Raw genomic sequence first — 22,991 nt, 5'->3', positions numbered from 1 at the left:
TCGTCAGTACTGTGTGCGGCCATGGACGATTCCGATCTGGCCGCCGACCCGTTCGGCGCCGCGGCGCTGGCCGCGAGTGTCCTCGCCGAACGCACCGGCGTGCCCGCCCACGACGTGGCGGTGGTGCTCGGTTCCGGCTGGCAGGCCGCGGCCGACGCGTTCGGGGCCCCGGTCGCCACGGTGCCGATGGCGGAGCTGCCCGGGTTCGCGGCGCCGTCCGCATCCGGGCACGCCGGGCAGGTGCGGTCGGTCCGCGTCGGTGAGCGGCACGTGCTGTTGCTGCTCGGGCGCACCCACGCCTACGAGGGTCACGACCTGTCCCGGGTGGTGCACCCGGTACGGACCGCCTGCGCCGCGGGCGCGGGAACCGTGATCCTGACGAATGCGGCAGGCGGGATCCGGGAGGGCATGAGTGTCGGTGATCCGGTCCTGATCTCCGACCATCTGAACCTGACGGCCAGGTCGCCGCTGGTCGGCGCCGAGTTCGTCAACATGGTGGACGCCTACTCCCCCGACCTGCGCGCCCTCGCCAGGCAGATCGACCCCGCGCTGGCCGAGGGCGTGTACGCCGGGCTTCCGGGACCGCACTACGAGACGCCTGCCGAGATCCGGATGCTGCGGGTGCTCGGCGCCGACCTGGTCGGGATGTCGACCGTCCACGAGGCGATCGCGGTCCGGGCGATCGGCGCACGGGTGCTTGGCCTCTCCCTGGTGACCAACCTGGCCGCAGGCATCACCGGCGAACCGCTCGACCACGCCGAGGTGCTCGCTGCCGGCGCGGCCTCAGCGCAGCGGATCGGCGAGCTGCTGCGGGCCGTGGCGGCAGGGCTGTGAGCACCGACACGCCGTTGACCTTCGGCACCGCCGGGCTGCGTGGACCGCTGGGGCCCGGGCCGGGCGGGATGAACGTCGACACGGTCGTCCGGACCACCGCCGGGCTGGTGTCCTGGTTACAGGCCCGCTGCCTCGGCGGGTCGACCGTGGTGGTCGGCCGCGACGCACGGCACGGTTCGGCGGAGTTCGCCGAGGCGACCGCGGAGGTGCTCGCGGCCGCCGGGTTCGACGTGGTGGCGCTGCCCCGACCGCTGCCGACGCCGGTGCTGGCCTTCGCGGTCCGCAGGCTCCGCGCCGCGGCGGGTGTGCAGATCACCGCCTCGCACAACCCCGCGACGGACAACGGCTACAAGGTGTTCACCGGTGGCGGTGCGCAGCTCATCGCGCCCGCCGACCGCGAGATCGAACGCGCCATCGAGGCGGTCGGTCCCGCGCTCGCGGTGCCCCGGACCCCGGCCCCGCCCGCCGACGACGCGCTGCTCGCCGAGTATCTCGCCCGGGTGGCCGCGCTGCCGCACGGGCGCGACCGCGAGCTGCGCATCGCACTGACCCCGCTGCACGGCGTCGGCGGGGACACCGCGGTCGCCGCCCTGACCGCCGCGGGGTTCACCGATCTGCACACCGTGACAAGCCAATTCGAGCCGGACCCGGACTTTCCCACCGTGCGGTTTCCCAATCCCGAGGAGGACGGCGCCACCGACGCCCTGCTCGAGCTCGCCGAACGCGTGGGCGCCGACCTCGCGATCGCGCTCGACCCGGACGCGGACCGATGTGCCGTCGGCGTCCCGGGACCGGACGGCTGGCGGATGCTGCGCGGCGACGAGACCGGCGTGCTGCTCGGCGACCACGTGCTTCAGGCCGCGGGCCCGGACTCACTCGTGTCCACCACGATCGTGTCCTCGCAACTGCTCTCGAAGATCGCGGCGGCCAGGGGCGCGCGGTTCGCGGAGACGCTGACCGGGTTCAAATGGCTGGTCCGCGCGGGCGAGGGCCTGGTCTACGCCTACGAGGAGGCGCTCGGTCACTGCGTCGATCCCGAGGCCGTGCGCGACAAGGACGGGATCTCCGCCGCCGTGCTGATCGCGGATCTCGCCGCGGGACTCAAGGCGCGGGGCAGGTCCCTTCATGACGTCCTCGACGACTACGCGGTCGAATTCGGGGTGCACGCAGGCGAGCAGGTCTCGCGACGGGTCGAGCGGGTCGACGAGATCACCGAGATGATGGATCGGCTGCGATCCGCGCTGCCGCACACCCTCGCCGATGACCCGGTCACCGCCGAGGACCTGCTCACCCGACGCGGCGCGCTGCGCACCGACGCGGTGGTGCTGCGCGGCGAACACACCCGAATGGTGGTGCGGCCGTCCGGGACCGAGCCCAAACTCAAGTGCTACCTCGAGGTCGTCGTGGACGTCGACGATCGGTCCGACCTGGGGCGGGCGCGGACCGAGGCGGCGACGCGGCTGCGCGAGCTGATCGGCTACGCGCGCGGTCTGTGACCGTCAGATCCAGCGCGGGCCGAACTGCCGGTCCCCCGCGTCCCCCAGCCCGGGGACGATGTACGCGTCCGCGTTGAGTCCGTCGTCGACGCTCGCGGTGACCAACCGGACCGGGAATCCCGAGTCGGCGAGCGCCGCGACGCCCTCCGGGGCGGCGACCACGCAGACCGCGGTGATGTCGACCGCGCCCCTGGCGACGAGGAGTTCGATGGTGCGGACCATCGAGCCGCCGGTGGCGAGCATCGGGTCGAGGACGTACACCGGGATCCCGGACAGGTCGTCGGGCAGCGACTCGAGGTACGGGACCGGCTGATGGGTCTGCTCGTCGCGGGCCATGCCGACGAAGCCGACCTGCGACTGTGGGATCAGCGAGCTGGCCTGCTCGACCATGCCGAGACCGGCCCGCAGCACCGGCACCAGCAGCGGCGGCGCGGCCAGCCGGACGCCGCGGGCGGTCGCGACCGGGGTCTGCACCTCGAAGACCTCGATCTCGGCGTCGCGGATGGCCTCGTAGATGAGCATCTGGGTCAGTTCGCGCAGCGCCGACCGAAAGGTCGGGTTGTCGCTGCCCGCATCGCGCATCGTGGTCAGCAGCGAGGCAGCCAGCGGGTGATCAACCACATGCGTGTCCATGCCGGAAACAATATGCGCGAACTTCGTTTCGATGGAACCGGAACCGTGTCGCAGGCGTCCAACCATGTAATGCACAGTTCTGACTCCGGGGGAACGACATGACTGAATTCTCGGCCGTGACCGAGGGCATCCGCGCCTACGGTGCGACGGCCTCGTCGATGGCGGCGCAGGTCGAGACCGCCGCGCTCGGGGCGGCCGCGGCAGGCCCGATCCTGCTCGGCCCCGCCTTCGGCCTGATCGGCGGCGATTTCGTCGCCGCCTTCGCGACGGCGCACGGCGGCCATACGGCCGCGCTCACGAACCTCGCGCAGGTGCTGGGCAGCATGAGCGCGGCGGCGCACGCCTCGGCCGCCGCCTACGACTCCGCCGACCTCGGCGTGGCCACCGGGCTCAGCGCCACCGGCAACGGATTGGAGGCCTGAGCATGATCGGGATCGACATCCTCGCCCGCCCCATCATCGAGTTGGTGGAGACCTTCGGCACCGGCGTGATGCCGTCCGGCGGCCCGGCCGACGCCATGAAGATCGCCTCGATCGCCCTCGACTCCGCGTACGCCGTCGGCAAGCTGGGCATCGCCGAACTCGGCGGCGTGTGGACCGGTGTCGCATCCGACGCCGCCGTGGCGAAGGCGGACCAGGCCCAGGCACAGCAGGTACAACTGTCCGACCGCGGCAACGAGATCGCGGGCGTGCTCACCGTCGCCTCCCGCGACGTGAACACCGGGATGGTCGAGCTCGAGGGCATCCTGCAGTCGTTCATCTCGGTCGCCGTCGCGGCAGGCCCCACCCTGACCACCCCGCCCGGCCAGATCATGATCATCGCCGCCGCGATCGATCACCTCTCGCGGGGACTGGCCGTGGTCGCCCGGGTCCGCGCCGAGCTGACCGCCCACACCGCGAAGATGACGGCACTGACCGCGCCCGAGGCGACGGGCACCCCGGCCGACCCGGGCGCCGCGCAGGCCTCGATCCGGCCCGCCGCGTCCACCGGTGCCACCACCACGCCCGCGTCCGCGCTACAGCAGCGCGGCGACGCCTTCAGCGGTTTCGGCAACAGTTTCGCGGGCTCCGCCTCGTCCGCACCCGGCAACGGCTACTCCGGCTTCAGCGGTGCGATGGGGCAGGCCGGGCGCGGCCTCGGTGGCGGCAACCCGTTGGGACGGGGCTCGGGCACCGCTCCCCCGGAAATCGGCAAGGCCCCGACCCGGCAGGGCACCGGGAGCAGCTCGGATTCGCTGGGCAGCAGCGGCGGCGTCGAGATCTTCCTGCCGGACGGCAGCACCGCGATGGCGCCGAACAAGGAGGCCGCGGACGCGGTCCGCAATGCGCTGAGCCAGCAGGGCGTGCCGTACGAGTGGGGCGGCACCACGCCCGGCCAGGGCCTGGACTGCTCCGGACTCACGCAGTGGGCCTACGGCGAGGCAGGCGTGGAGATCCCCCGCCTTGCGCAGGAACAGAGCGTGGGCATCCCGGTGAACCAGTCCGATCTCCAGCCGGGCGACCTCGCCATCTGGGACGGCCACGTCGCGATGGTGATCGGCAACGGCCAGATGGTCGAGGCAGGAGACCCCGTCCAGGTCAGCTCGGTCCGCACCGAGAACATCGGCATGGGCTTCCAGGGCTTCTACAGGCCGACCGAATGAGCGCCGACGAGGTCGCGGCCGCGACGGTGGCAAACCGGGCAGGAACCATCACCGTGCGCGCCACCGACCAGGGCCTGCCGCTGGAGATCCGCATCGACCAGCGCGAACTGCGCTACGGCGGAACGCAACTGGCCGCCTCGATCCTCGAGGTCTGCAAGCGGTCCACGCTGGAGGCGAGGGTCCGCAGGCGCGCCGATCTGACCGAGCAGGGGGTACCCCTCGAGGTGCTCGACAAGCTGGGCCTGCCGACCAGGAACGAGCTGGCCGCCATCCAGCACGCGGAGGCCGAGGAAGAAGCCGCCCCGACGAGTTGGATGCGACAGCTGTGAGCGAACATCAGATGGACCTCGTGGTCGAGCGCGCCACCGGCCAGGTCAACCACCTCGAGGATGCCCTGCACAACCTGACTCGGGCGCGAGCCCGGGTGACCCACGACTCGGGTCTGGTCAGCGTCGAGGTCGACCAGAACGGCGGGATGAGCGGCCTGTGGATCTCCGAGTCCATCGCCCACGTCGACGCCCGCGAACTCGCCGCCATGATCACCTCGACCGCAGCCAGGGCCGCGCAGATGGTGGCCGACCGACGAGAACGGATACTGACGTCGCTGCAGGCCTCGTTCACCGACTAGGCTGCCAGCCATGGCAGGAGACATCGTCCCGATCCAGCTCGGTCTCACCGACGGCGACCTCGTCACGTTGTGGGCACCCCGGTGGCGCGAGGGGGACGACGAGTGGGAGGCGTTCCTCGGTCACGACGAGGATCTCTACGCCTTCGAATCGGTCGCGGAACTTGCCGCGTTCACCCGCACCAACGCGGACAACGACCTGGTCGAGCACCCGTCCTGGACGACGTTGTCCGCGCTGGGGGCCTCGGAGCTGGAGCCGGACGAGACGCACGTCTATGACCTTGTCGGCGTCCCCGAGCTCGCCGCGAGTGATCCGGACGCCCTCACCATCGCCGAGCTCGAGGACACCCTCGAGATGGTGCGCACGATCGGCGAGGTGTGCGAGCTCGACACCGTCACCAAGTTCTTCGGCGCCCATCCCGTTCTCGGAGCGCTGCCCGGCGGCGTGAATGCCTTCGCAGGACGCGACGGCGAGCAGCTGTGGATCCAGATCGGTACCGCGGTCGCGGACGGCTGGGATGACGTGCTCGACGCGATCGATGCGATCGTCGCGACGCCCGACGTCGACCAGGCCGCTGTCGCGGTCGCCGAGGCGGAAATCCTTGCCGCGGAAGAGAACGTCGTCGACGCGGACGACGCCGCGGAGGAATCCGACGAGGACGACGACCTCGAGTTCATGACGGTGGATCTCGACGACGACACCGTCGACCCGACCGCCCTTGCCGCGGAGGACGACTCGTTCTGGGCGTCCGTCGGCATCGATCCGATCAAGATCATCACCTCGGGCGCCGTGTACTACACGCTGCGGTGCTACCTCGACGACGATCCGATCTTCCTCGGCAGGTCGGGCCGAATCCTGGTCTTCACCTCCGAACGCGCGCTGGCCCGCTACCTGGCCGACAATCACGAGCACGACCTCGCACAGCTGAGCACCTACACGGACGTGCAGACCGCGGCCGTCGACGGCGCGCTCGAGATCGAGGTCACCGACGAGAACGTCTACGTGTTGCCCGGCATCGCCGACGATCTTGCGCAGGGTCCCCAGTCGGTCGACGCCGACCAACTCGACCTGGCGATCGAACTGTTCACCGACGCAGCCGATTACGCGGACGACGACTCCACCGAGCAGGCGCTTGCCGCCTCAACTCCGCTCGGCTGGTACGTCTCGTACACGCTCAACCCGGACCCCACCCGGCTGGCGCCGAACCCGCCGTTCGACACCGAGTCGGAGGCCTGGCGGGCGCTCGAGCGCGAGTTCGAGGCCCGACTGCGGGTCGAGTGATCAGCCGGGACCGGCGATTGTCCTGATTAATTCCGTTGCGGCTGGAAAGTCAGATCCGTAGGTTCTGCCGCATGTACTTTCACTGTTTCATTCGGATCCGCCACTGCGGGGCTCTGGCCCGCTAGCGGACCCTCGGTCGCGCTGGCGCGCCCAGGGCCCTTCGAGACCTCTTCTTTCATCTCGAGGACCCGAAAGGGCAACAGCTGTGGCGCAGTCATTCGCACACGGAAACTACTCACACACGCAGAAGAAGATTCGGGTCAAGGGCGGTCGCACGCCCAGAGACCGAGCCAGGCGGGAGCACTCGCAGAACTTCCTGACCGACAGGCCCGCCATCGACCAGGTGATCACGGCGGCCACACCGGCCGGGCTCGTCCTGGAACCGGGTTCCGGCAGGGGCGCGCTCACCGTAGCCCTGGCCGGAACGGGGGCCGAGGTCGTCGGCTACGAGATCGACCCGCTCCTGGCCCTCCAGCTCAAGGCCAGGACCGGACTGAAGGTGGTCAACGGCGACTTCACGGCCGCCCGGCCGCCGCGCGAACCGTTCGCGGTGGTCGGCAACATCCCCTTCTCGATCACGTCCAAGATCGTCGACTGGTGCCTGCGGGCACCGTCCCTGACGTCGGCGACTCTGGTCACGCAATGGGAGTACGCACGCAAACGATCCGGCGACTACGGCCGCTGGAGCCTGGTCACGGTGGAGAGCTGGCCGTGGTTCACCTGGGAGTTGCTCGGGCGGATCGACAGGGAGAGCTTCAGGCCGGTGCCATCGGTCGACTCGGCGATCCTGCGGATCGAGCGGCGGCCCGAACCGCTGGTGGCCGAAGGCCCCGCCTACCAGGACATGGTCGAGCTGGGTTTCTCGGGTATCGGCGGGTCGTTGTACGCGTCGTTGTCCACGCGCTACGACGGGGTGGACAACGCCTTCTCAGTGGCAGGGATCGCCCACGACACCGTGGTGGCGTTCGTCCATCCGGACCAGTGGATCACGTTGGCCGACACGTTGCTTCGCTGAGCGGGCACACCCGGGTATCGAGCCCACTCGATACCCGGGGGTTCCCGTTTCTCGCGCGAGCCCCTAGCCGATGAGCACCGCGTAGCCGGGCTTGACCACCTCGTCGATCAGCCGCAACCGATCCGGGAACGGGATGAACGCCGACTTCATCGCGTTGATGGTGAACCGCTCGAGGTCGCTCCAGCCGTAGCCGAAGGTCGTGACCAGTTTCAGCATCTCCTCGCTCATGCTGGTCGCGCTCATCAACCGGTTGTCGGTGTTCACGGTGACACGGAACCGCTCCCGGGCGAGCAGGTCGAAGGGGTGCTTCTCGAGGCTCTCCACCGCACCGGTCTGCACGTTCGAACTCGGGCACAGCTCCAGCGGGATCCGCTTGTCCCGCACGTAGTTCGCGAGCCGGCCCAGCGTCGCCGCGCCGTCCGAGGCGACGGCGATGTCGTCGGTGATCCGCACCCCGTGACCGAGGCGATCGGCCCCACAGAACGCGATGGCCTCGTGGATGGACGGCAGCCCGAACGCCTCACCCGCATGGATGGTGAAGTGCGCGTTGCTGGTCCGCATGTACTCGAACGCGTCGAGATGTCTGCTCGGCGGGTGCCCTGCCTCGGCGCCCGCAATGTCGAACCCGACCACTCCGCGGTCCCGGAACCGAACCGCCAGTTCCGCGATCTCCCGCGACCGCGCCGCGTGCCGCATCGCGGTGAGCAGGCAGCCGATCCGGATCTCGTGGCCCCGTTCCCGCGCCGCCGCCACCCCCTCCTCGAAACCCACCAGGGTGTGGTGCACCACCTCGTCGAGGCTCAGCCCCGCCTCCAGATGCTGCTCAGGGGCGAACCTCACCTCCGCGTAGACCACCGAGTCCGCGGCCAGGTCCTCCGCGCACTCCTTGGCGACCCTGGCCAAGCCCTCGGGCGTCTGCATGACCGCGACCGTGTGCTCGAACGTCTCGAGATAGCGCACCAGGGAACCGCTGCCAGCGGCCTCCGCGAACCACTGCGCCAGCGAGTCGGCGTCGTCGGCGGGTAATGCGCCGTACCCGACCTGATGGGCCAGTTCGAGCACGGTGGCAGGCCGCAGTCCGCCGTCGAGGTGATCGTGCAGGAGGGCCTTGGGTGCGGTCCTGATGTGCGCGAGATCGAGCGGTGACGTGCTCATCCCCCGACGCTAGACCCGCTCAGGCCGATCCGCTCGAAGACCAGCGGCGTCGACGGCGGCGTGTCGCCGACGGTCCACCCGCCCGCCAGCGCGGCCAGCGCCGGATCGAACTGGCGCGGGGTGTCGGTGTACAGCGTGAAGAGCGGCTGACCGGCGACGACGGCGTCGCCCGGTTTGGCGTGCCAGCGCATCCCAGCACCCGCCTGCACTACCTGGCCCTGACGCTCGCGGCCCGCCCCGAGCCGCCAGGCGGCGATGCCGACGGCCATCGCGTCGAGCCCGGTCAGCACGCCGGACTCGGTCGCCCGCACCACTTCGCTGTGGCGCGCGGTCGGCAGGGCGGCGTGCGGGTCCCCGCCCTGCGCGCGGACCATCGACCGCCAACGGTCCATCGCCCGCCCGTCGCGCAACGCCCGATCCGGGTCGATCCCGTCGATTCCCGCCGCCGCGAGCATCTCCCGGGCCAGCGTCAGCGTCAGTTCCACCACGTCGGCAGGCCCACCGCCGGCGAGCACCTCCAGCGACTCGGCGACCTCGAGGGCATTGCCCGCCGTGTTGCCGAGCGGGCTGTCCATCGCGGTCAGCAGTGCGACCGTGCGCACCCCGGCGTCGGCTCCGAGATCGACCATGGTGGACGCCAATTCGCGCGCGTCGTCGATGTTCTTCATGAAGGCCCCTGAGCCGACCTTGACGTCGAGCACCAGGGCCCCTGTGCCCTCCGCGATCTTCTTGCTCATGATCGAACTGGCGATCAGCGGGATGGACTCGACGGTGCCGGTCACGTCGCGAAGCGCGTAGAGCTTCCGGTCCGCCGGAGCCAGTCCGGAGCCGGCCGCGCACACCACCGCGCCGATGTCGGGGTCCGCCAGGATCGAGTAGATCTCCTCCGCCCCCAGGTCGGCCCGCCAACCCGGTATCGACTCGAGCTTGTCGAGGGTGCCCCCGGTGTGACCGAGGCCCCGGCCCGACAGCTGGGGGACCGCCGCGCCGCAGGCCGCCACCAGCGGGGCCAGCGGCAGCGTGACCTTGTCGCCGACCCCGCCGGTGGAGTGTTTGTCGACCGTCGGCCTGCGCAGGCGCGAAAAGTCCATCCGCCCGCCCGAGGCGACCATCGCGTTCGTCCACGCGGCGGTTTCCGCGCGGGTGAGCCCGCGGAAGACGATCGCCATGGCAAGCGCCGACATCTGCTCGTCCGCCACCTCGCCGCGGGTGTAAGCGTCGATCACCCAGTCGATCTGGGCCGTGCTGAGCTCACAGCCGTCCCGCTTGGCTGTGATAATGGAAACCGGATCGCTCATGACCTGCGTACCCTTTCCAAGTCCTGCGGTCCGAACGCCTCGGGCAGCAGTCGTGAGAGCGGCACCGGGCCGCCGGGTGCGTCGACCAGCAGGTTGCCGCCACCGTGCTCGAACAGCAGCTGCCTGCAACGCCCACAGGGCATCAGCGTTTCCCCGCTGCCGTCCCGGCAGCTGAACGCGACCAGCGTCCCGCCGCCCGAGGAGTGCAAGTTACTGACGAGTCCACATTCGGCGCACAGACCGAGTCCGTATGAGACATTTTCCACATTGCATCCGATGACGATTCGCCATCGTCGACCAGCGCGGCCGCGCCGACCGGGAAGCGGGAGTAGGGCGCGTAGGCGGACCTCATGGCGCGATCAGCATTGTCGCGCAACGTATTCCAATCGATTTCGGCCACAGTGTGTCATCCAAGCACGCCGACTGAATGGATGCAGAAGATCCCCAAGAAGGCGCTCCGCGCCATTGGACAGGCAAACCTAAGAAGTCCGCCACCGGTTCGTACGAACCGCACGTCGAATTAGTTCCCGCATTGGCCGAGGATTACAGTTCAGGAAGTCGGTTCAGGTACACGTCGCGCCAAGGCTGAAAACTCCAGGGTCGTCCCAGATGAAACAGCCAAACGGGGTGCGACACGTCCACCAAAGACGTTGGAGGCACAGCACTCGATGAGTAGCACGACTGAAGCCGCTCCGGTCAAGGAGCGCACGCGGTCGCTATACCGGGGCGATCCCGGCATGTGGTCCTGGGTACTACACCGGATCACCGGAGTCGCGACATTCTTCTTTCTCTTCGTCCACGTTCTCGACACCGCGCTGGTGCGAGTCAACCCGGACTCCTACGACGCGATCCTCGAGACCTACAAGAACCCGCTCGTCGGGCTCATGGAACTCGGACTGGTCGCGATGGTGCTCTACCACGCGCTCAACGGTGTCCGCGTGATGCTCGTCGACTTCTGGTCAAAGGGCCCGCAGTACCAGCGCCCGATGCTCTGGATCATTCTGGCGATCTGGTTCCTGGTGATGATCCCGGCCGCCGGCCGCATCTTCTACAACATGTTTGCGGGGCACTGACATGACTGAAGCCAAGACTCTCGGCACGTCCTACGACCGTCCCGCCAGCCTGGAGAACCCGCGCTCGCCGCGGCGCGTCGCGAAGAACAACTTCGAGCTCTATGCCTGGCTGTTCATGCGCCTGTCCGGGCTCGCGCTGATCGTGCTGGTCCTCGGGCACCTGTTCATCATGCTGATGCTGGACAACGGCGTGCACCGCCTCAACTTCGCGTTCGTCGCGGGTCGCTGGTCCAGCCCCTTCTGGCAGTTCTGGGACCTCACCATGCTCTGGCTCGCCCAGCTGCACGGCGGCAACGGCCTGCGCACCGTGATCGCGGACTACTCGCGCAAGGATTCGACGCGCTTCTGGCTCAACACGGTTCTCGTGGTGTCGATGATCCTGATCATGGGCCTGGGCACCTACGTCATCTTCACCTTCGACCCCAATATCGTCGCGAGCTAGGGGAGCAGAAACTTCATGCAGGAACATCGTTATGACGTGGTCATCGTCGGTGCAGGCGGCGCAGGCATGCGCGCAGCCATCGAGGCCGGCCCTCGGGTGCGCACCGCGGTCCTGACCAAGCTCTACCCCACCCGTAGCCACACCGGCGCGGCCCAGGGCGGCATGTGCGCCGCGCTGGCGAACGTGGAGGAAGACAACTGGGAGTGGCACACCTTCGACACCGTCAAGGGCGGCGACTACCTCGCCGACCAGGACGCGGTCGAGATCATGGCCAAGGAAGCCATCGACGCGGTCCTCGACCTCGAGAAGATGGGTCTGCCGTTCAACCGCACCCCCGAGGGCAAGATCGACCAGCGCCGCTTCGGTGGACACACCCGTGACCACGGCAAGGCGCCCGTGCGCCGTGCGTGTTACGCCGCGGACCGCACCGGCCACATGATCCTGCAGACGCTCTACCAGAACTGCGTCAAGCACGACGTCGAGTTCTTCAACGAGTTCTACGCGCTCGACATCGCGCTGACCGAGACCGAGGAAGGCCCCGTCGCGACGGGCGTCATCGCCTACGAGCTCTCCACCGGCGAGCTCCACGTCTTCCATGCCAAGTCCATCGTGTTCGCCACCGGCGGCTCCGGACGCATGTACAAGACCACCTCGAACGCCCACACCCTCACCGGTGACGGCATGGGCATCATCTTCCGCAAGGGCCTGCCCCTGGAGGACATGGAGTTCCACCAGTTCCATCCGACAGGCCTCGCCGGCCTCGGCATCCTGATCTCGGAGGCCGTCCGAGGCGAGGGCGGCATCCTCCGCAACGCCGACGGCGAGCGCTTCATGGAGCGGTACGCGCCGACCATCAAGGACCTCGCGCCCCGCGACATCGTGGCCCGGTCCATGGTGCTCGAGGTGCTCGAGGGCCGCGGCGCAGGCCCGAACAAGGACTACGTCTACATCGACGTGACCCACCTCGGCGAGGAGGTGCTCGAGGAGAAGCTCCCCGACATCACCGAGTTCGCCCGCACCTACCTGGGCGTGGACCCGGTCACCGAGCTGGTGCCCGTGTACCCGACCTGCCACTACGTCATGGGCGGCATCCCCACCAAGATCCGCGGTGAGGTGCTGCGCAACAACGAGGACATCGTCCCCGGCCTGTACGCCGCGGGCGAGTGCGCCTGCGTCTCGGTGCACGGCGCCAACCGCCTCGGCACCAACTCGCTGCTCGACATCAACGTGTTCGGCCGTCGCGCCGGCATCGCGGCCGCCGAGCACGCGGAGAACTCCGAGTTCGTGCCGCTGCCGGAGAACCCGGCGAAGATGGTCGAGGAGTGGCTCGCGGTCATCCTCTCGGACCACGGCACCGAGCGGGTCGCGGACATCCGCACCGAGCTGCAGCAGACCATGGACAACAACGCGTCCGTGTTCCGCACCGAGACCACACTGACCAACGCACTCAAGGACGTCCGCGCCCTCAAGGAGCGGTACAACCACATCACCGTGCAGGACAAGGGCAAGCGCTACAACAGCGACCTGCTCGAGGCCGTCGAGCTCGGCTTCCTGCTGGAAATGGCGGAGGTGACCGTCGTCGGAGCGCTCAACCGCAAGGAGTCCCGCGGCGGCCACGCGCGCGAGGACTTCCCGGACCGCAACGACGCCGAGTACATGCAGCACACCATGGCCTACAAGGAAGGCGACGGTCTGCTCTCCGACATCCGTCTCGACTACAAGCCGGTAGTCATGACCCGCTACGAGCCCATGGAGCGTAAGTACTGATGTCCGCACCCGTTGTAGACAAGGACGCCCCCGCGCTGCCGCCCGTTCCCGAGGGCGCGGTGATGGTCACCCTCAAGATCGCCCGCTTCAACCCCGAGGACGGCGAGGGCCAGCACTGGGACAGCTTCCAGGTCCCGACCCTGCCCACCGACCGGCTGCTGAACCTGCTGCTCTACGTGAAGGGCTACCTGGACGGCACGCTGACCTTCCGTCGCTCCTGCGCGCACGGCGTCTGCGGTTCCGATGCCATGCGCATCAACGGCGTGAACCGGCTCGCCTGCAAGGTCCTGATGCGCGACATGCTGCCGAAGGATCCCAGCAAGTCCCTCACCATCACCGTCGAGCCCATCAAGGGCCTGCCGGTGGAGAAGGACCTGCTCGTGGACATGGAGCCCTTCTTCGACGCGTTCCGCGCCGTGAAGCCGTTCCTGATGACCACCGGAAATGCGCCGACCCGCGAGCGCATCCAGTCCGCCGCGGACCGCGCGCGCTTCGATGACACCACCAAGTGCATCCTCTGCGCGTGCTGCACCACCTCGTGCCCGGTGTACTGGAGCGACGGCAGCTACTTCGGCCCCGCCGCGATCGTGAACGCGCACCGGTTCATCTTCGACAGCCGCGACGAGGGTGCTTCGGAGCGACTGGACATCCTGAACGACAAGGACGGGGTGTGGCGCTGCCGCACCACCTTCAACTGCACCGACGCGTGCCCCCGTGGCATCCAGGTGACGAAGGCGATCCAGGAAGTCAAGCGCGCGCTGCTCTTCGCGCGGTAGACACAGCTCGACACTCAAGGCGCGGGTCCCGGCAACGGGGCCCGCGCCTTCGTCATGCCTGCCTGGCCACCAACCGGCCGTCCGCCCCCTTGTCCACCCGGGTTCCGAATTCGCAGCTGATCTCGTCGAGGACCGTGCGCAACCATTCGGTGTCGGCCACCGACGCGCGGTGCAGCCGCATCCGCCTGGACTGCATCGGCACCATGTCCAGCCCACGCAGTTCGTGCGTCCGCCCATCGAGGGTGACGAGGTACAACAGGCGCAGGTCGTCGCGGAACCGCTCGTATCCGCCGATCCCCTCGTAGTCGTTGATCAGGTCGCCGCAGCCGTACAGGATCGGCCTGCCGCGATAGATCTCGACGGGACGCGGATGGTGCGACGAATGGCCGTGGACGATGTCGACGCCGCCGTCCACGAGTCGGTGCGCGAACCGGACCTGCGCCGCGGGCACGTCGAACCCCCAGTTCGATCCCCAGTGGACGGACACCACCAGCAGGTCACCGTCGCGGCGGACCTGTCGCGTCCGCCGGATCACGCTGTCGGCAGCGGTATTCGACAGATCCGCGAGGTACGCCATACCGGGGCGACCACCTCCGGCTGCATCACGGGGTGAGACACCCGACGACCCCGCACCCATCGACCAGATCAGCACGCGTCCCGCGCCGGTGTGCACCGCCGCGGGGGCCCACGCCTGCTGGGCGGTGCGTCCCGCACCCGCATACCGGACACCCGCGCCGCGAAGCGTGCGCAGTGTTTCCTCGAGACCGCGGATGCCGAAGTCGAGGACGTGGTTGTTCGCCACGGCGCACACATCGATGCCAGCGGTGGTGAGCACGCCGACGTTCGACGGGTGCATCCGATAGTTGATCCCCTTGGGCGCGAAGCCATCCCACGTGGTGACGGCGGTCTCCAGGTTGATCATCCGGATGTCCGGCCCGACCTCGTCCAGGATCTCCAGCGACTCGCCCCATGGCCAGTCGAACCCGACCGGCGCGGCGATCGGGCCGCTCGCGTGCTCGGCCAGGGCGACGTACTCGCGCGCGTCGCGAACGCAGCGCTCCCGCAGCACGGGCGAGCCAGGGAACGGCAGGATCTGATCCACGCCCCGGGCGGTCATCACGTCCCCGGCCAAGAACAGCGCGATGGTCTCGGCCATTCATCCATCACCTCGATACCCGCCACGGTAGCCATTCCCTGACCGCCGCGCGGCGGCTACCGGTCGACCACGGTCATATCGAAGTGGTACATGGTCGCGCGGTAGACATGGCTGCCGAACTCGACCACCCTGCCCTCATCGTCGAACGCGGTGCGGTTCATCGTCAACAGCGGCGCCCGGACCTTCTCGCCGAGCAGCGCGGCCTCCTCCCGGTCCGCGGCCTTGGCCCCGATCCGCTGCCGCGCCAGCCGGATGTGCACGCCCCTGGTACGCAACGACTGGTACAGCCCATGCGTTTCCAACTCGTCCGAGCCGGGCGCGAGGACGGCGGGCAGATGGTTGGTCATGAGGGCGAGTGGTTCGCCGTTGCTCAGCCGCAGCCTGCGGATCGTCGCGACCTCCTCGTCGCGATCCAGGTTCAGCTCCCGCGCGAGGTCCTCTGTCGGTGCTCCGACCCGATATTCGAGCAGGGTGGTGGTCGGATTCTGCCCGGCCCTGGCGAGGTCATCGAAAAGGCTGGTCAGCTCGACCGGTCGGTGCACCGGCCCCTGCACCACCTGGGTTCCCACGCCGCGCTTGCGGACCAACAGGCCCTTGTCGACCAGTTCCGCGATGGCGCGCCTGGCTGTGGGCCGGGACAGGTTCAGCCGCTTGGCGAGGTCCAGTTCGTTTTCGAACCGGTCCCCCGGGCCCAGGTCGCCGCCCAGGATGGCGCCCTCGATCGCCTGCGCCAGCTGGAAGTACAGCGGCACCGGACTCGACCGGTCGAGCTCCACGGCAAGCGGTGCAGCCACACTCGGCTCCGATCATCGTCGGCGACCGCGCCGGTGCGGCCGCCGAATGGGCAGGCTGAGGCGAAGGTTAACACCGCGTGGCCAAAAGTCAGAATGTTAGGACAAATGGTTGACATTCCCCCGCGGAGTGGCGCAGAGTTTGCATCAGAGATCAGTCTCCATCAACTTCGGGAGTCCCTCTTGGCAAACGCGGCAATTCAGGTGATCGACGTTCTCGCCATCGGCCGGTGCGGCGTCGATCTCTACCCGCTCCAGACCGGTGTCGGCCTGCAGGACGCCCAACTCTTCGGCAAGTTTCTGGGCGGCAGCGCGGCGAACGTCGCCGTCGCGGCGGCCCGGCTCGGTCGGCGCAGCGCCCTCATCTCCGGAGTCGGCAACGATCCGTTCGGCACCTTCGTGCGCGCGGAGCTCGCCCGCCTCGGCGTCGACAACCGCTACGTCCGCACGGACGACGAGTACCCGACCCCGATCACGTTCTGCGAGATCTTCCCGCCTGACCGGTTTCCGCTGTACTTCTACCGCCGCCCCGCCGCACCGGATCTGCAGGTGCGGGCCGAGGAGATCGACACGGCGGCCGTCCGGTCCGCCGCCCTGTACTGGTCGACGACGACCGGCCTGTCCGAACAGCCAAGCCGGGACGCGCATTTCGCCGCGTGGCAGGCGCGCGGACGCAGTCGGCATACGGTGCTCGACCTCGACTACCGTCCGATGTTCTGGGACTCCCCCGCGGCGGCCACCGCCCAGATGCGGCTCGCACTGCAACAGGTCAGCGTGGCGGTGGGCAACCTCGAGGAGTGCGAGATCGCGGTCGGGGAGAGCGATCCGCACCGGGCGGCCGACGCGCTGCTCGACCACGGCGTCGAACTGGCGGTCGTCAAGCAGGGCCCCGCGGGAGTACTTGCCCGGACCAGGGACGAAACGGTGATCGCGGCGCCCATCCCGGTCGAGGTGGTGAACGGGCTCGGCGCGGGCGACGGCTTCGGCGGCAGCCTCTGCCACGGGTTGCTGTCCGGATGGCCACTCGAGAAGACGTTGCGCCACGCCAACGCCGCGGGCGCCATCGTCGCCTCGCGCCTGGAATGCTCCACCGCGATGCCGACGGCGACCGAGGTCGCGGCGCTCGCCGAACAGTCCTCTGTGGGGGCCGTCGATGCCTGACGAGAACCACCTTCCCGCGGGCACCGCGGCCGACGGCCCGTTCGCGCTGGCCATCACCCCGCGTTCGGCGGGCTGGAGCGCGTCGAGCCTGTGGATCCTCGAGCTGACGTCGGGCGGGCACATCGACCTCGAGTCCGGCGACGACGAGATCATCGTGCTGCCGCTGTCCGGGTCGGCGTCGGTGGGATGCGACGGACGCGAGATCACCCTGGCCGGGCGGCGATCGGTGTTCGACGGCCCTACCGATTTCGGCTACGTCGGGCGAGGACATCCGTTCACCGTCGCCAGCAGTGGCGGTGGACGCTTCGCCCTGTGTGGCGCAAGGGCGGCAACCGAATTCCCGTTCCGCCACGTTCCCGCGTCGGCGGTTGCCGTCGAGCTGCGCGGCGCCGGAAACTGTAGCCGCCAGGTGCACAACTTCGCGATGGCCGACGCCTTCGACGCCGATTCGATCCTCGCCTGCGAGGTGATCACCCCCGCAGGCAACTGGTCCTCGTACCCCAGCCACAAACACGACGAGGACACCGCGCACGAGTCCGCGCTCGAGGAGATCTACTACTTCGAGATCGGCGAGGCCGGCTCTCGATCGGTGGATCGGGGCCGCCGCGGGTTCGGATTCCACCGGGTGTACGGCACGCAGGAACGGCCGATCGACGTGCTGGCCGAGGTGCGCACCGGGGACGCCGTGCTGGTGCCGCACGGATACCACGGGCCGTCGGTGGCCGCGCCCGGCTACGACATGTACTACCTGAACGTGATGGCAGGGACGGGCGCGCAGCGAGCCTGGCGAAGCGTCGACGATCCCGCGCACGCCTGGATCCGGGACAGTTGGCGCGGCCAGGACGTCGACCCCCGGCTGCCCCTCCCCCGGATCACAGGAGCGTGAGCGTGACGCAGCGGCGGGAAGCGGCATCGAACACCGAAGCGACGGTGCGGCTTTCCGTCGCGCAGGCCACCGTGCGGTTCCTGGCCAATCAGTTCACCGAGCGCGACGGCGACCGCACCAGGCTGTTCGCGGGCTTCCTCGGAATCCTCGGACACGGCAACGTCGCGGGCCTCGGGCAGGCGCTCTTGGAGGCCGAGCTCGAGGATCCGGGCCTGATGCCGTACGTGCTCGGGCGCAACGAGCAGGCGATGGTGCACACCGCCGCCGCGTACGCCAGGGCGCGCGGCAGGCTGCAGACCTGGGCGGTGACCACCAGCGTCGGGCCTGGTGCGACGAACATGATCACCGGAGCCGCGCTCGCCACCATCAACCGGCTACCGGTCCTGCTGCTGCCCGCCGACACCTTCGCGACCAGGACGAGCGCGCCGGTCCTGCAGGAACTGGAGCTGCCCTCGAGCGGCGACGTCACGGTCAACGACGCATTCCGGCCGGTATCGAGGTACTTCGATCGGGTCTGGCGGCCCGAGCAACTGCCCGGTGCCCTGCTCGGCGCGATGCGGGTGCTCACCGACCCGGTGGAGACCGGTGCGGTGACCGTGGCCATCCCGCAGGACGTGCAGACCCAGGCATACGACTGGCCCGAAGCGTTGTTCGCACAGCGGGTCTGGCACGTGGGACGCCCACTGCCCCAGCACGGCGCGCTCGAGCGTGCCGTGGACGTGATCCGCTCCGCGCGCAGGCCGCTCATCGTCGCGGGCGGCGGCGTCCTCTACTCGGGCGCGTCCGAGTCACTGGCCAGGTTTGCCGAGCTGACCGGCATCCCGGTCGCGGTCACCCAGGCGGGCAAGGGCTCACTGGTGTCCGACCACCCCCGATCCGTCGGTGCGGTCGGCACGACGGGCACCACCGCCGCGAACGCCCTCGCGGCCGAGGCGGACGTGGTGATCGGGATCGGCACCCGGTACGCGGACTTCACCACCGCGTCCCGGTCCGCGTTCGCCGACCCGGACGTCCGGTTCGTGAACATCAACGTCGCCTCGATGGACGCCGCCAAGCAATCCGGGGTTGGCGTGGTCGCCGACGCCAGGGAGGCACTCGACGCCCTCGGCACGGCGCTGCACGACCACCGGGTTGCCGCGGAATACCTGACGCGGGCAACCGAATTGGTGTCGGCGTGGGACCGCACAGTCGATGCGGCGTACCGGCCGACGGGCGCTCGGCTGACCCAGACCGAGGTGATCGGGCTGGTGAACACGCTCTCGGACCCGACGGACGTGGTGGTGTGTGCGGCGGGCTCGCTGCCGGGCGACCTGCACAAGCTGTGGCGGGTACGCGACCGTCACGGCTATCACGTCGAGTACGGCTACTCCTGCATGGGTTACGAGATCGCGGGCGGTCTCGGCGTCGCGATGGCCTGCCCCGACCGCGACGTGTTCGTGATGGTCGGCGACGGCTCCTACCTGATGATGGCGACCGAACTGGTCACCTCGGTTCAGGAGGGCATCAAGGTGATCGTGGTGCTGATCGACAACCGCGGATTCGCCTCGATCGGCTCGCTCTCGGAATCGGTTGGCTCGCAGCGCTTCGGCACCCGGTACAGGTACCGCTCGCCGGATGGCCGGCTCGGCGGCGGTCCGCTGCCCGTCGACCTCGCCGCGAACGCCGCCAGCCTCGGCGTCGACGTCATCTCGGCCGGCACCGCGAGCGAGTTCGCCGACGCCGTCAAGTCAGCAAAGGCGGGTGCGCGCAGCACGCTGCTGTACGTCGAAACGGACCCGACGTCATGCGCGCCGGACAGCGGGTCCTGGTGGGATGTGCCGGTTTCCGAAGCCTCGACCGTGCAATCCACCCGGCTGGCCAGGGACGAGTACGAATCCCGTAAGCGGGCACAACGCCACTATCTGCGCCCATCGGAGGAGCCGCGATGAGCGTGATCCGCGTCGGATCGGCACCCGACTCCTGGGGGGTGTGGTTCGGGACGGACCCCAGGCAGGTGCCGTACGGCCGCTTCCTCGACGAGGTTTCCGCGGCCGGCTATCGGTGGATCGAACTGGGCCCCTTCGGGTATCTGCCCACCGACCCGCAGCGGCTCCGCGACGAGCTCTGCACGCGCGGCCTGCGGGTGTCCGCCGGTACCGTCTTCGAGCGCCTGCACCAACCGGGGTCATGGGACGCGGTGTGGGACGCGGTCAGCCGGGTCGCGGCCTTGACCGCCGCGGTGGGCGGCGACCAGGTGGTGGTGATCCCCGAGATGTGGCGCGATCCCGCGACCGGGACCGTGCGAGAGGACAGCCGTCTCACTCCGGAGCAATGGCGCGCCAAGACATCCGGGGTCGACCGGCTCGGTCGGGCGATGTTCGAGGAGCACGGTGTCGCGTTGCGCTATCACCCGCATGCCGACAGTCACATCGGCAGGCAGGAAGAGGTGGTCCGGTTCCTCGAGGACACGGATCCGCAGTTCGTGAACCTGTGCCTGGACACCGGACACATCAGCTACTGCGGCGGCGACAATCTCGCGCTCATCGGCGAGTACCCGGACCGCATCGGCTACCTGCACCTCAAGCAGGTCGACCCCGCCATCGTCGCCAAGTCGGTCGAGCAGGACCTGACGTTCGGCGAGGCCGTCACCCTCGGGGTGATGGTCGAGCCGCCGCGCGGTGTGCCCGAACTGCCCCCGCTGCTCGCCGCGGTGCAGGAGCTGGACGTGGACGTGTTCGCGATCGTCGAGCAGGACCTGTATCCGTGCGGGGGCGACGTCCCGCTGCCCATTGCCGCGCGCACCCAGAAGTACCTGTCGGGATGCGGTGTCCCGGCGGTTCGTTTCGACTGATCACCGAGCGAGGAGCACACCATGTCTGATTCGCAGGACCTGCGGGTGGCCGTGCTGGGCGTCGGCGTCATGGGGGCCGACCACGTGGACCGGATCAACAGGCGGATCAGCGGCGCCCGGGTCACGGTGATCAGCGACGCCTCACCCGAACGGGCCGCGGAGGTCGCGGCGACCGCACCGGGGGCGCAGGTGGTGGCCGATCCGTTCGAGGCGATCGCCGTCGAGGATGTGGACGCGGTCCTGCTCGCCACGCCGAGTCCCATGCATGCGGAGCAGGTGCTCGCCTGCCTGAAGGCGGGCAAGCCGGTGCTCTGCGAGAAGCCGCTGGCCACCGACGCCGAGGGGGCGCTCGAGATCGTCAGGCGGGAGGCGGAACTCGGCAGACAGCTCGTGCAGGTCGGGTTCATGCGCCGCTTCGACCACGAGCACGAGCGGCTCAAGTCGCTGATCGACGCAGGCGAACTCGGTCAGCCGTTGCTGATGCACTGCACGCACCGGAACCCGGCGGTGCCACCGCAATGCGACAGCGCGGCGGTGATCAGGAACTCGGTGGTGCACGAGATCGACGCGACGCGGTTCCTGCTCGGCGAGGAGATCATGGCGATCACCGTGCTCCGCCCGACCCCGAGTTCGCATGCGGCCGAGGGACTTCAGGATCCGCAGCTGGTGATCCTCGAAACCGAGACCGGCCGGATGGTGAACGTCGAGGTGTTCGTCACGTCGGGTGTCGGGTACGAGGTGCGGACCGAGGTCGTCGGCGAGCGGGGCAGCGCCATGATCGGCCTCGACGTCGGGCTCGTGCGCCGATCAGATCCCGGGAGATGGGGCGGCCAGATCACCCCCGGCTTCCGGGAACGCTTCGGTCAGGCCTACGACAGCGAGGTCCAGCGCTGGGTGGACGCGGTCCGTGCGGGCGGTTCCGGTGACTGCGTCGACGGCCCGGGAGCCTGGGACGGGTACGCCGCAGCCGCGGTGTGTGCGGCCGGGATCCGGTCACTGGAGACCTGGGACCGGATCGAGGTGGACATGGTGCCGCGTTCGACCGTCGGCGGGCCCCGTAGCCGGTCCTGAATCGCGGTCTAGGGATCGCCGCGCGCGTCAGCCGCGTACCGCACTGATCTGCAGGCGGACGTAGTCGATGACAGGTTCGGGCAGCCGTTCGGCCACAGCGTGCACGAAGGGCCGCCGCTCATCGGCGGGCAAGTCTCGAAGCTGTGCGCCGAGCAGCACAGTGGCGAGGAACGCCTCCAACTGTTCTCCACGCTCAAGCCTCGCCGGGTCCGCGACGAGGCGGACGTCGATATCGGTGAATCCTGCATCCTGCAGGCGGTCGGCCGTTTCGGCGGTATCGGCGAAGTTCCAGAGCTCGCCGCCGTCGGCGCCGCTCACGGCTCGCAAGGCGGTACGGAATCTCGCGAGGTTGCCTGCGCCTCCAGCCTCGGCGACGAACCGGCCACCCGGCCGCAGGACCGCGGCCACACTGCGAAACACCTCGGCGTGATCCGGCAGCCAGTGCAGCGTCGCCACGCTCAGCGCCGCGTCTACCGATCGCGGCAGAGTCAACGGTTCGCGGACATCCGCTCGAATGACGGTGATGCGGTGAAGCTGCGAGGCCAGGCGCGTGCGCAGCTCGCTCAGCATCTGCTCAGAGCCGTCCACGGCGATCACGTGGCCGTGCGGGAGCAATCCGAGGAGCAGTTCCGCGTCGCGGCCCGTCCCGCAGCCGAGATCGAGCACGGCTTCGTCGCCGCCCAACTCGAGCCGTGCGATCGCGGCCGCACCCCACCGTCGATGCGGCAACGGCAGCCTGTCGTACGTTCGAGCGTCCCACTCCAGCAACTCCACAGCAGCCCCTTCCTCGTATCCACACCCCACCAGAAGCAGTCTCATTATTCAAGAATGCAAGTCCAGATATTGAGATCCCGTGAAGATGGTGCCAGGATTCGCGCCTGGGTGCAATGCCACTGCGGCAGTGATGGAATCGGCCCAGTCCTGCCCATTGTTTGAGTCGCGCCCCAGGAGTAGGATCGAATGCATGTTCGAATCGCGTGGTGAGGTCAGGGACGGCGAGGTGAGGTCCGGCGCCGAGGCGGGGGCCTTCTCGCTGCTCGATGATGTCGCTGCGTTGG

At 69.1% G+C, this 22,991-nt stretch carries 23 protein-coding genes and 1 pseudogene; 17 read left to right on the top strand and 7 right to left on the bottom strand.

Annotation, left to right across the window (positions count from 1 at the left end; genetic code table 11):
- Window positions 1-21: 21 nt before the first annotated feature.
- Together ACFXMV_RS17765 and ACFXMV_RS17760 are read left to right on the top strand one after the other, a co-directional pair.
- Window positions 22-834, top strand: a complete 813-nt coding sequence (locus ACFXMV_RS17765) for a purine-nucleoside phosphorylase (RefSeq protein ID WP_378500201.1) — start codon at window positions 22-24, stop codon at window positions 832-834.
- Window positions 835-902: 68 nt separating this feature from the next.
- Window positions 903-2,330 (top strand): phospho-sugar mutase, encoded by a 1,428-nt coding sequence (locus ACFXMV_RS17760; RefSeq protein WP_378500208.1) that lies wholly within the window; start codon window positions 903-905, stop codon window positions 2,328-2,330.
- Window positions 2,331-2,333: 3 nt separating this feature from the next.
- Here ACFXMV_RS17760 and upp read toward each other — a convergent pair whose 3' ends face one another.
- On the bottom strand, window positions 2,334-2,963 hold the full coding sequence (gene upp, locus ACFXMV_RS17755) for a uracil phosphoribosyltransferase (RefSeq protein ID WP_378500202.1): 630 nt from the start codon (window positions 2,961-2,963) through the stop codon (window positions 2,334-2,336).
- Between the two features lie 98 nt (window positions 2,964-3,061).
- Here upp and ACFXMV_RS17750 point away from each other — a divergent pair, with 98 nt between their 5' ends.
- The 6 genes from ACFXMV_RS17750 (at window position 3,062) to erm (ending at window position 7,527) form a co-directional block, all read left to right on the top strand.
- A complete protein-coding gene (locus tag ACFXMV_RS17750) occupies window positions 3,062-3,385 on the top strand; it encodes a type VII secretion target (RefSeq protein ID WP_378500203.1) in 324 nt (107 codons plus the stop codon).
- Between the two features lie 2 nt (window positions 3,386-3,387).
- Window positions 3,388-4,605, top strand: coding sequence for a C40 family peptidase (locus ACFXMV_RS17745; RefSeq protein ID WP_378500204.1), 1,218 nt, complete (start codon window positions 3,388-3,390; stop codon window positions 4,603-4,605).
- Window positions 4,602-4,934, top strand: a complete 333-nt coding sequence (locus ACFXMV_RS17740) for a hypothetical protein (RefSeq protein WP_378500205.1) — start codon at window positions 4,602-4,604, stop codon at window positions 4,932-4,934. The genes ACFXMV_RS17745 and ACFXMV_RS17740 overlap by 4 nt, the downstream gene beginning before the upstream one ends.
- Window positions 4,931-5,233: a YbaB/EbfC family nucleoid-associated protein gene (locus tag ACFXMV_RS17735; RefSeq protein WP_378500206.1), complete on the top strand. Its 303-nt coding sequence runs from the start codon at window positions 4,931-4,933 to the stop codon at window positions 5,231-5,233. Before ACFXMV_RS17740 ends, ACFXMV_RS17735 begins: the two co-directional genes overlap by 4 nt.
- 10 nt (window positions 5,234-5,243) lie before the next feature.
- Complete coding sequence (locus ACFXMV_RS17730) at window positions 5,244-6,512, top strand: primosomal protein (RefSeq protein WP_378503106.1); 1,269 nt, start codon at window positions 5,244-5,246, stop codon at window positions 6,510-6,512.
- Between the two features lie 253 nt (window positions 6,513-6,765).
- The gene (erm, locus tag ACFXMV_RS17725; RefSeq protein ID WP_378500131.1) at window positions 6,766-7,527 is read left to right on the top strand and encodes an ErmE/ErmH/ErmO/ErmR family 23S rRNA (adenine(2058)-N(6))-methyltransferase; all 762 of its coding nucleotides are present in this window, start codon (window positions 6,766-6,768) and stop codon (window positions 7,525-7,527) included.
- Between the two features lie 63 nt (window positions 7,528-7,590).
- Here the strand turns inward: erm and ACFXMV_RS17720 are convergent, their stop codons facing one another.
- The 3 genes and pseudogenes from ACFXMV_RS17720 to ACFXMV_RS17710 form a co-directional block, all read right to left on the bottom strand.
- Window positions 7,591-8,682, bottom strand: coding sequence for an adenosine deaminase (locus ACFXMV_RS17720; RefSeq protein WP_378500124.1), 1,092 nt, complete (start codon window positions 8,680-8,682; stop codon window positions 7,591-7,593).
- Window positions 8,679-9,980 (bottom strand): thymidine phosphorylase, encoded by a 1,302-nt coding sequence (locus ACFXMV_RS17715; protein WP_378503105.1) that lies wholly within the window; start codon window positions 9,978-9,980, stop codon window positions 8,679-8,681. Before ACFXMV_RS17715 ends, ACFXMV_RS17720 begins: the two co-directional genes overlap by 4 nt.
- Window positions 9,977-10,380 (bottom strand): annotated as a pseudogene (locus ACFXMV_RS17710) (cytidine deaminase). The gene ACFXMV_RS17715 and the pseudogene ACFXMV_RS17710 overlap by 4 nt, the downstream one beginning before the upstream one ends.
- A gap of 268 nt (window positions 10,381-10,648) precedes the next feature.
- Between ACFXMV_RS17710 and sdhC the strand changes: the two are divergent.
- From sdhC to ACFXMV_RS17690, 4 genes are read left to right on the top strand one after another with little or no spacing between them, the layout of a single operon-like run.
- Entirely contained in the window at window positions 10,649-11,053 is a 405-nt protein-coding gene (sdhC, locus tag ACFXMV_RS17705) for a succinate dehydrogenase, cytochrome b556 subunit (RefSeq protein ID WP_378500126.1), read from the top strand.
- Window position 11,054: 1 nt separating this feature from the next.
- Entirely contained in the window at window positions 11,055-11,495 is a 441-nt protein-coding gene (locus ACFXMV_RS17700) for a succinate dehydrogenase hydrophobic membrane anchor subunit (RefSeq protein ID WP_378500127.1), read from the top strand.
- Between the two features lie 15 nt (window positions 11,496-11,510).
- Entirely contained in the window at window positions 11,511-13,262 is a 1,752-nt protein-coding gene (sdhA, locus tag ACFXMV_RS17695) for a succinate dehydrogenase flavoprotein subunit (RefSeq protein WP_378500128.1), read from the top strand.
- The gene (locus tag ACFXMV_RS17690) at window positions 13,262-14,038 is read left to right on the top strand and encodes a succinate dehydrogenase iron-sulfur subunit (RefSeq protein WP_378500129.1); all 777 of its coding nucleotides are present in this window, start codon (window positions 13,262-13,264) and stop codon (window positions 14,036-14,038) included. Before sdhA ends, ACFXMV_RS17690 begins: the two co-directional genes overlap by 1 nt.
- 52 nt (window positions 14,039-14,090) lie before the next feature.
- Here the strand turns inward: ACFXMV_RS17690 and ACFXMV_RS17685 are convergent, their stop codons facing one another.
- Both ACFXMV_RS17685 and ACFXMV_RS17680 read right to left on the bottom strand, forming a co-directional pair.
- Complete coding sequence (locus ACFXMV_RS17685) at window positions 14,091-15,194, bottom strand: CapA family protein (protein WP_378500130.1); 1,104 nt, start codon at window positions 15,192-15,194, stop codon at window positions 14,091-14,093.
- Between the two features lie 56 nt (window positions 15,195-15,250).
- Window positions 15,251-15,988: a GntR family transcriptional regulator gene (locus ACFXMV_RS17680; protein ID WP_378503104.1), complete on the bottom strand. Its 738-nt coding sequence runs from the start codon at window positions 15,986-15,988 to the stop codon at window positions 15,251-15,253.
- Window positions 15,989-16,168: 180 nt separating this feature from the next.
- Between ACFXMV_RS17680 and iolC the strand changes: the two genes are divergently transcribed.
- The 5 genes from iolC to ACFXMV_RS17655 are packed head-to-tail and all read left to right on the top strand — an operon-like array spanning window position 16,169 to window position 21,933.
- Entirely contained in the window at window positions 16,169-17,146 is a 978-nt protein-coding gene (iolC, locus tag ACFXMV_RS17675; protein WP_378501625.1) for a 5-dehydro-2-deoxygluconokinase, read from the top strand.
- A complete protein-coding gene (gene iolB, locus ACFXMV_RS17670) occupies window positions 17,139-18,032 on the top strand; it encodes a 5-deoxy-glucuronate isomerase (protein ID WP_378501626.1) in 894 nt (297 codons plus the stop codon). Before iolC ends, iolB begins: the two co-directional genes overlap by 8 nt.
- On the top strand, window positions 18,029-19,960 hold the full coding sequence (iolD, locus tag ACFXMV_RS17665) for a 3D-(3,5/4)-trihydroxycyclohexane-1,2-dione acylhydrolase (decyclizing) (RefSeq protein WP_378503103.1): 1,932 nt from the start codon (window positions 18,029-18,031) through the stop codon (window positions 19,958-19,960). The genes iolB and iolD overlap by 4 nt, the downstream gene beginning before the upstream one ends.
- Window positions 19,957-20,862 carry a sugar phosphate isomerase/epimerase family protein gene (locus tag ACFXMV_RS17660; RefSeq protein ID WP_378501728.1) on the top strand — a complete coding sequence of 302 codons (906 nt, stop codon included), beginning with the start codon at window positions 19,957-19,959 and terminating at the stop codon, window positions 20,860-20,862. Before iolD ends, ACFXMV_RS17660 begins: the two co-directional genes overlap by 4 nt.
- Window positions 20,863-20,883: 21 nt before the next feature.
- Entirely contained in the window at window positions 20,884-21,933 is a 1,050-nt protein-coding gene (locus ACFXMV_RS17655; RefSeq protein WP_378501729.1) for a Gfo/Idh/MocA family protein, read from the top strand.
- Between the two features lie 27 nt (window positions 21,934-21,960).
- Here ACFXMV_RS17655 and ACFXMV_RS17650 read toward each other — a convergent pair whose 3' ends face one another.
- The gene (locus ACFXMV_RS17650; RefSeq protein WP_378501730.1) at window positions 21,961-22,707 is read right to left on the bottom strand and encodes a class I SAM-dependent methyltransferase; all 747 of its coding nucleotides are present in this window, start codon (window positions 22,705-22,707) and stop codon (window positions 21,961-21,963) included.
- Window positions 22,708-22,991: the final 284 nt, after the last annotated feature.

It is taken from the genome of Rhodococcus sp. NPDC059179 (genome assembly GCF_042754885.1).
Classification (GTDB): domain Bacteria; phylum Actinomycetota; class Actinomycetes; order Mycobacteriales; family Mycobacteriaceae; genus Rhodococcus_G.
Note: the sequence above shows the minus strand (reverse complement) of the source record. Positions and strands in the feature narration are given on the sequence as shown.

Coding starts and splice junctions, on each gene's coding strand:
- ACFXMV_RS17685 (WP_378500130.1), bottom strand. CDS start 15,194: ATGGCCGAGACCATCGCGCTGTTCTTGGCCGGGGACGTGATGACCGCC.
- ACFXMV_RS17660 (WP_378501728.1), top strand. CDS start 19,957: ATGAGCGTGATCCGCGTCGGATCGGCACCCGACTCCTGGGGGGTGTGG.
- ACFXMV_RS17690 (WP_378500129.1), top strand. CDS start 13,262: ATGTCCGCACCCGTTGTAGACAAGGACGCCCCCGCGCTGCCGCCCGTT.
- upp (WP_378500202.1), bottom strand. CDS start 2,963: ATGGACACGCATGTGGTTGATCACCCGCTGGCTGCCTCGCTGCTGACC.
- ACFXMV_RS17720 (WP_378500124.1), bottom strand. CDS start 8,682: ATGAGCACGTCACCGCTCGATCTCGCGCACATCAGGACCGCACCCAAG.
- ACFXMV_RS17745 (WP_378500204.1), top strand. CDS start 3,388: ATGATCGGGATCGACATCCTCGCCCGCCCCATCATCGAGTTGGTGGAG.
- ACFXMV_RS17765 (WP_378500201.1), top strand. CDS start 22: ATGGACGATTCCGATCTGGCCGCCGACCCGTTCGGCGCCGCGGCGCTG.
- sdhA (WP_378500128.1), top strand. CDS start 11,511: ATGCAGGAACATCGTTATGACGTGGTCATCGTCGGTGCAGGCGGCGCA.
- ACFXMV_RS17715 (WP_378503105.1), bottom strand. CDS start 9,980: ATGAGCGATCCGGTTTCCATTATCACAGCCAAGCGGGACGGCTGTGAG.
- ACFXMV_RS17740 (WP_378500205.1), top strand. CDS start 4,602: ATGAGCGCCGACGAGGTCGCGGCCGCGACGGTGGCAAACCGGGCAGGA.
- ACFXMV_RS17760 (WP_378500208.1), top strand. CDS start 903: ATGAACGTCGACACGGTCGTCCGGACCACCGCCGGGCTGGTGTCCTGG.
- ACFXMV_RS17700 (WP_378500127.1), top strand. CDS start 11,055: ATGACTGAAGCCAAGACTCTCGGCACGTCCTACGACCGTCCCGCCAGC.
- ACFXMV_RS17730 (WP_378503106.1), top strand. CDS start 5,244: ATGGCAGGAGACATCGTCCCGATCCAGCTCGGTCTCACCGACGGCGAC.
- ACFXMV_RS17750 (WP_378500203.1), top strand. CDS start 3,062: ATGACTGAATTCTCGGCCGTGACCGAGGGCATCCGCGCCTACGGTGCG.
- iolB (WP_378501626.1), top strand. CDS start 17,139: ATGCCTGACGAGAACCACCTTCCCGCGGGCACCGCGGCCGACGGCCCG.
- ACFXMV_RS17655 (WP_378501729.1), top strand. CDS start 20,884: ATGTCTGATTCGCAGGACCTGCGGGTGGCCGTGCTGGGCGTCGGCGTC.
- sdhC (WP_378500126.1), top strand. CDS start 10,649: ATGAGTAGCACGACTGAAGCCGCTCCGGTCAAGGAGCGCACGCGGTCG.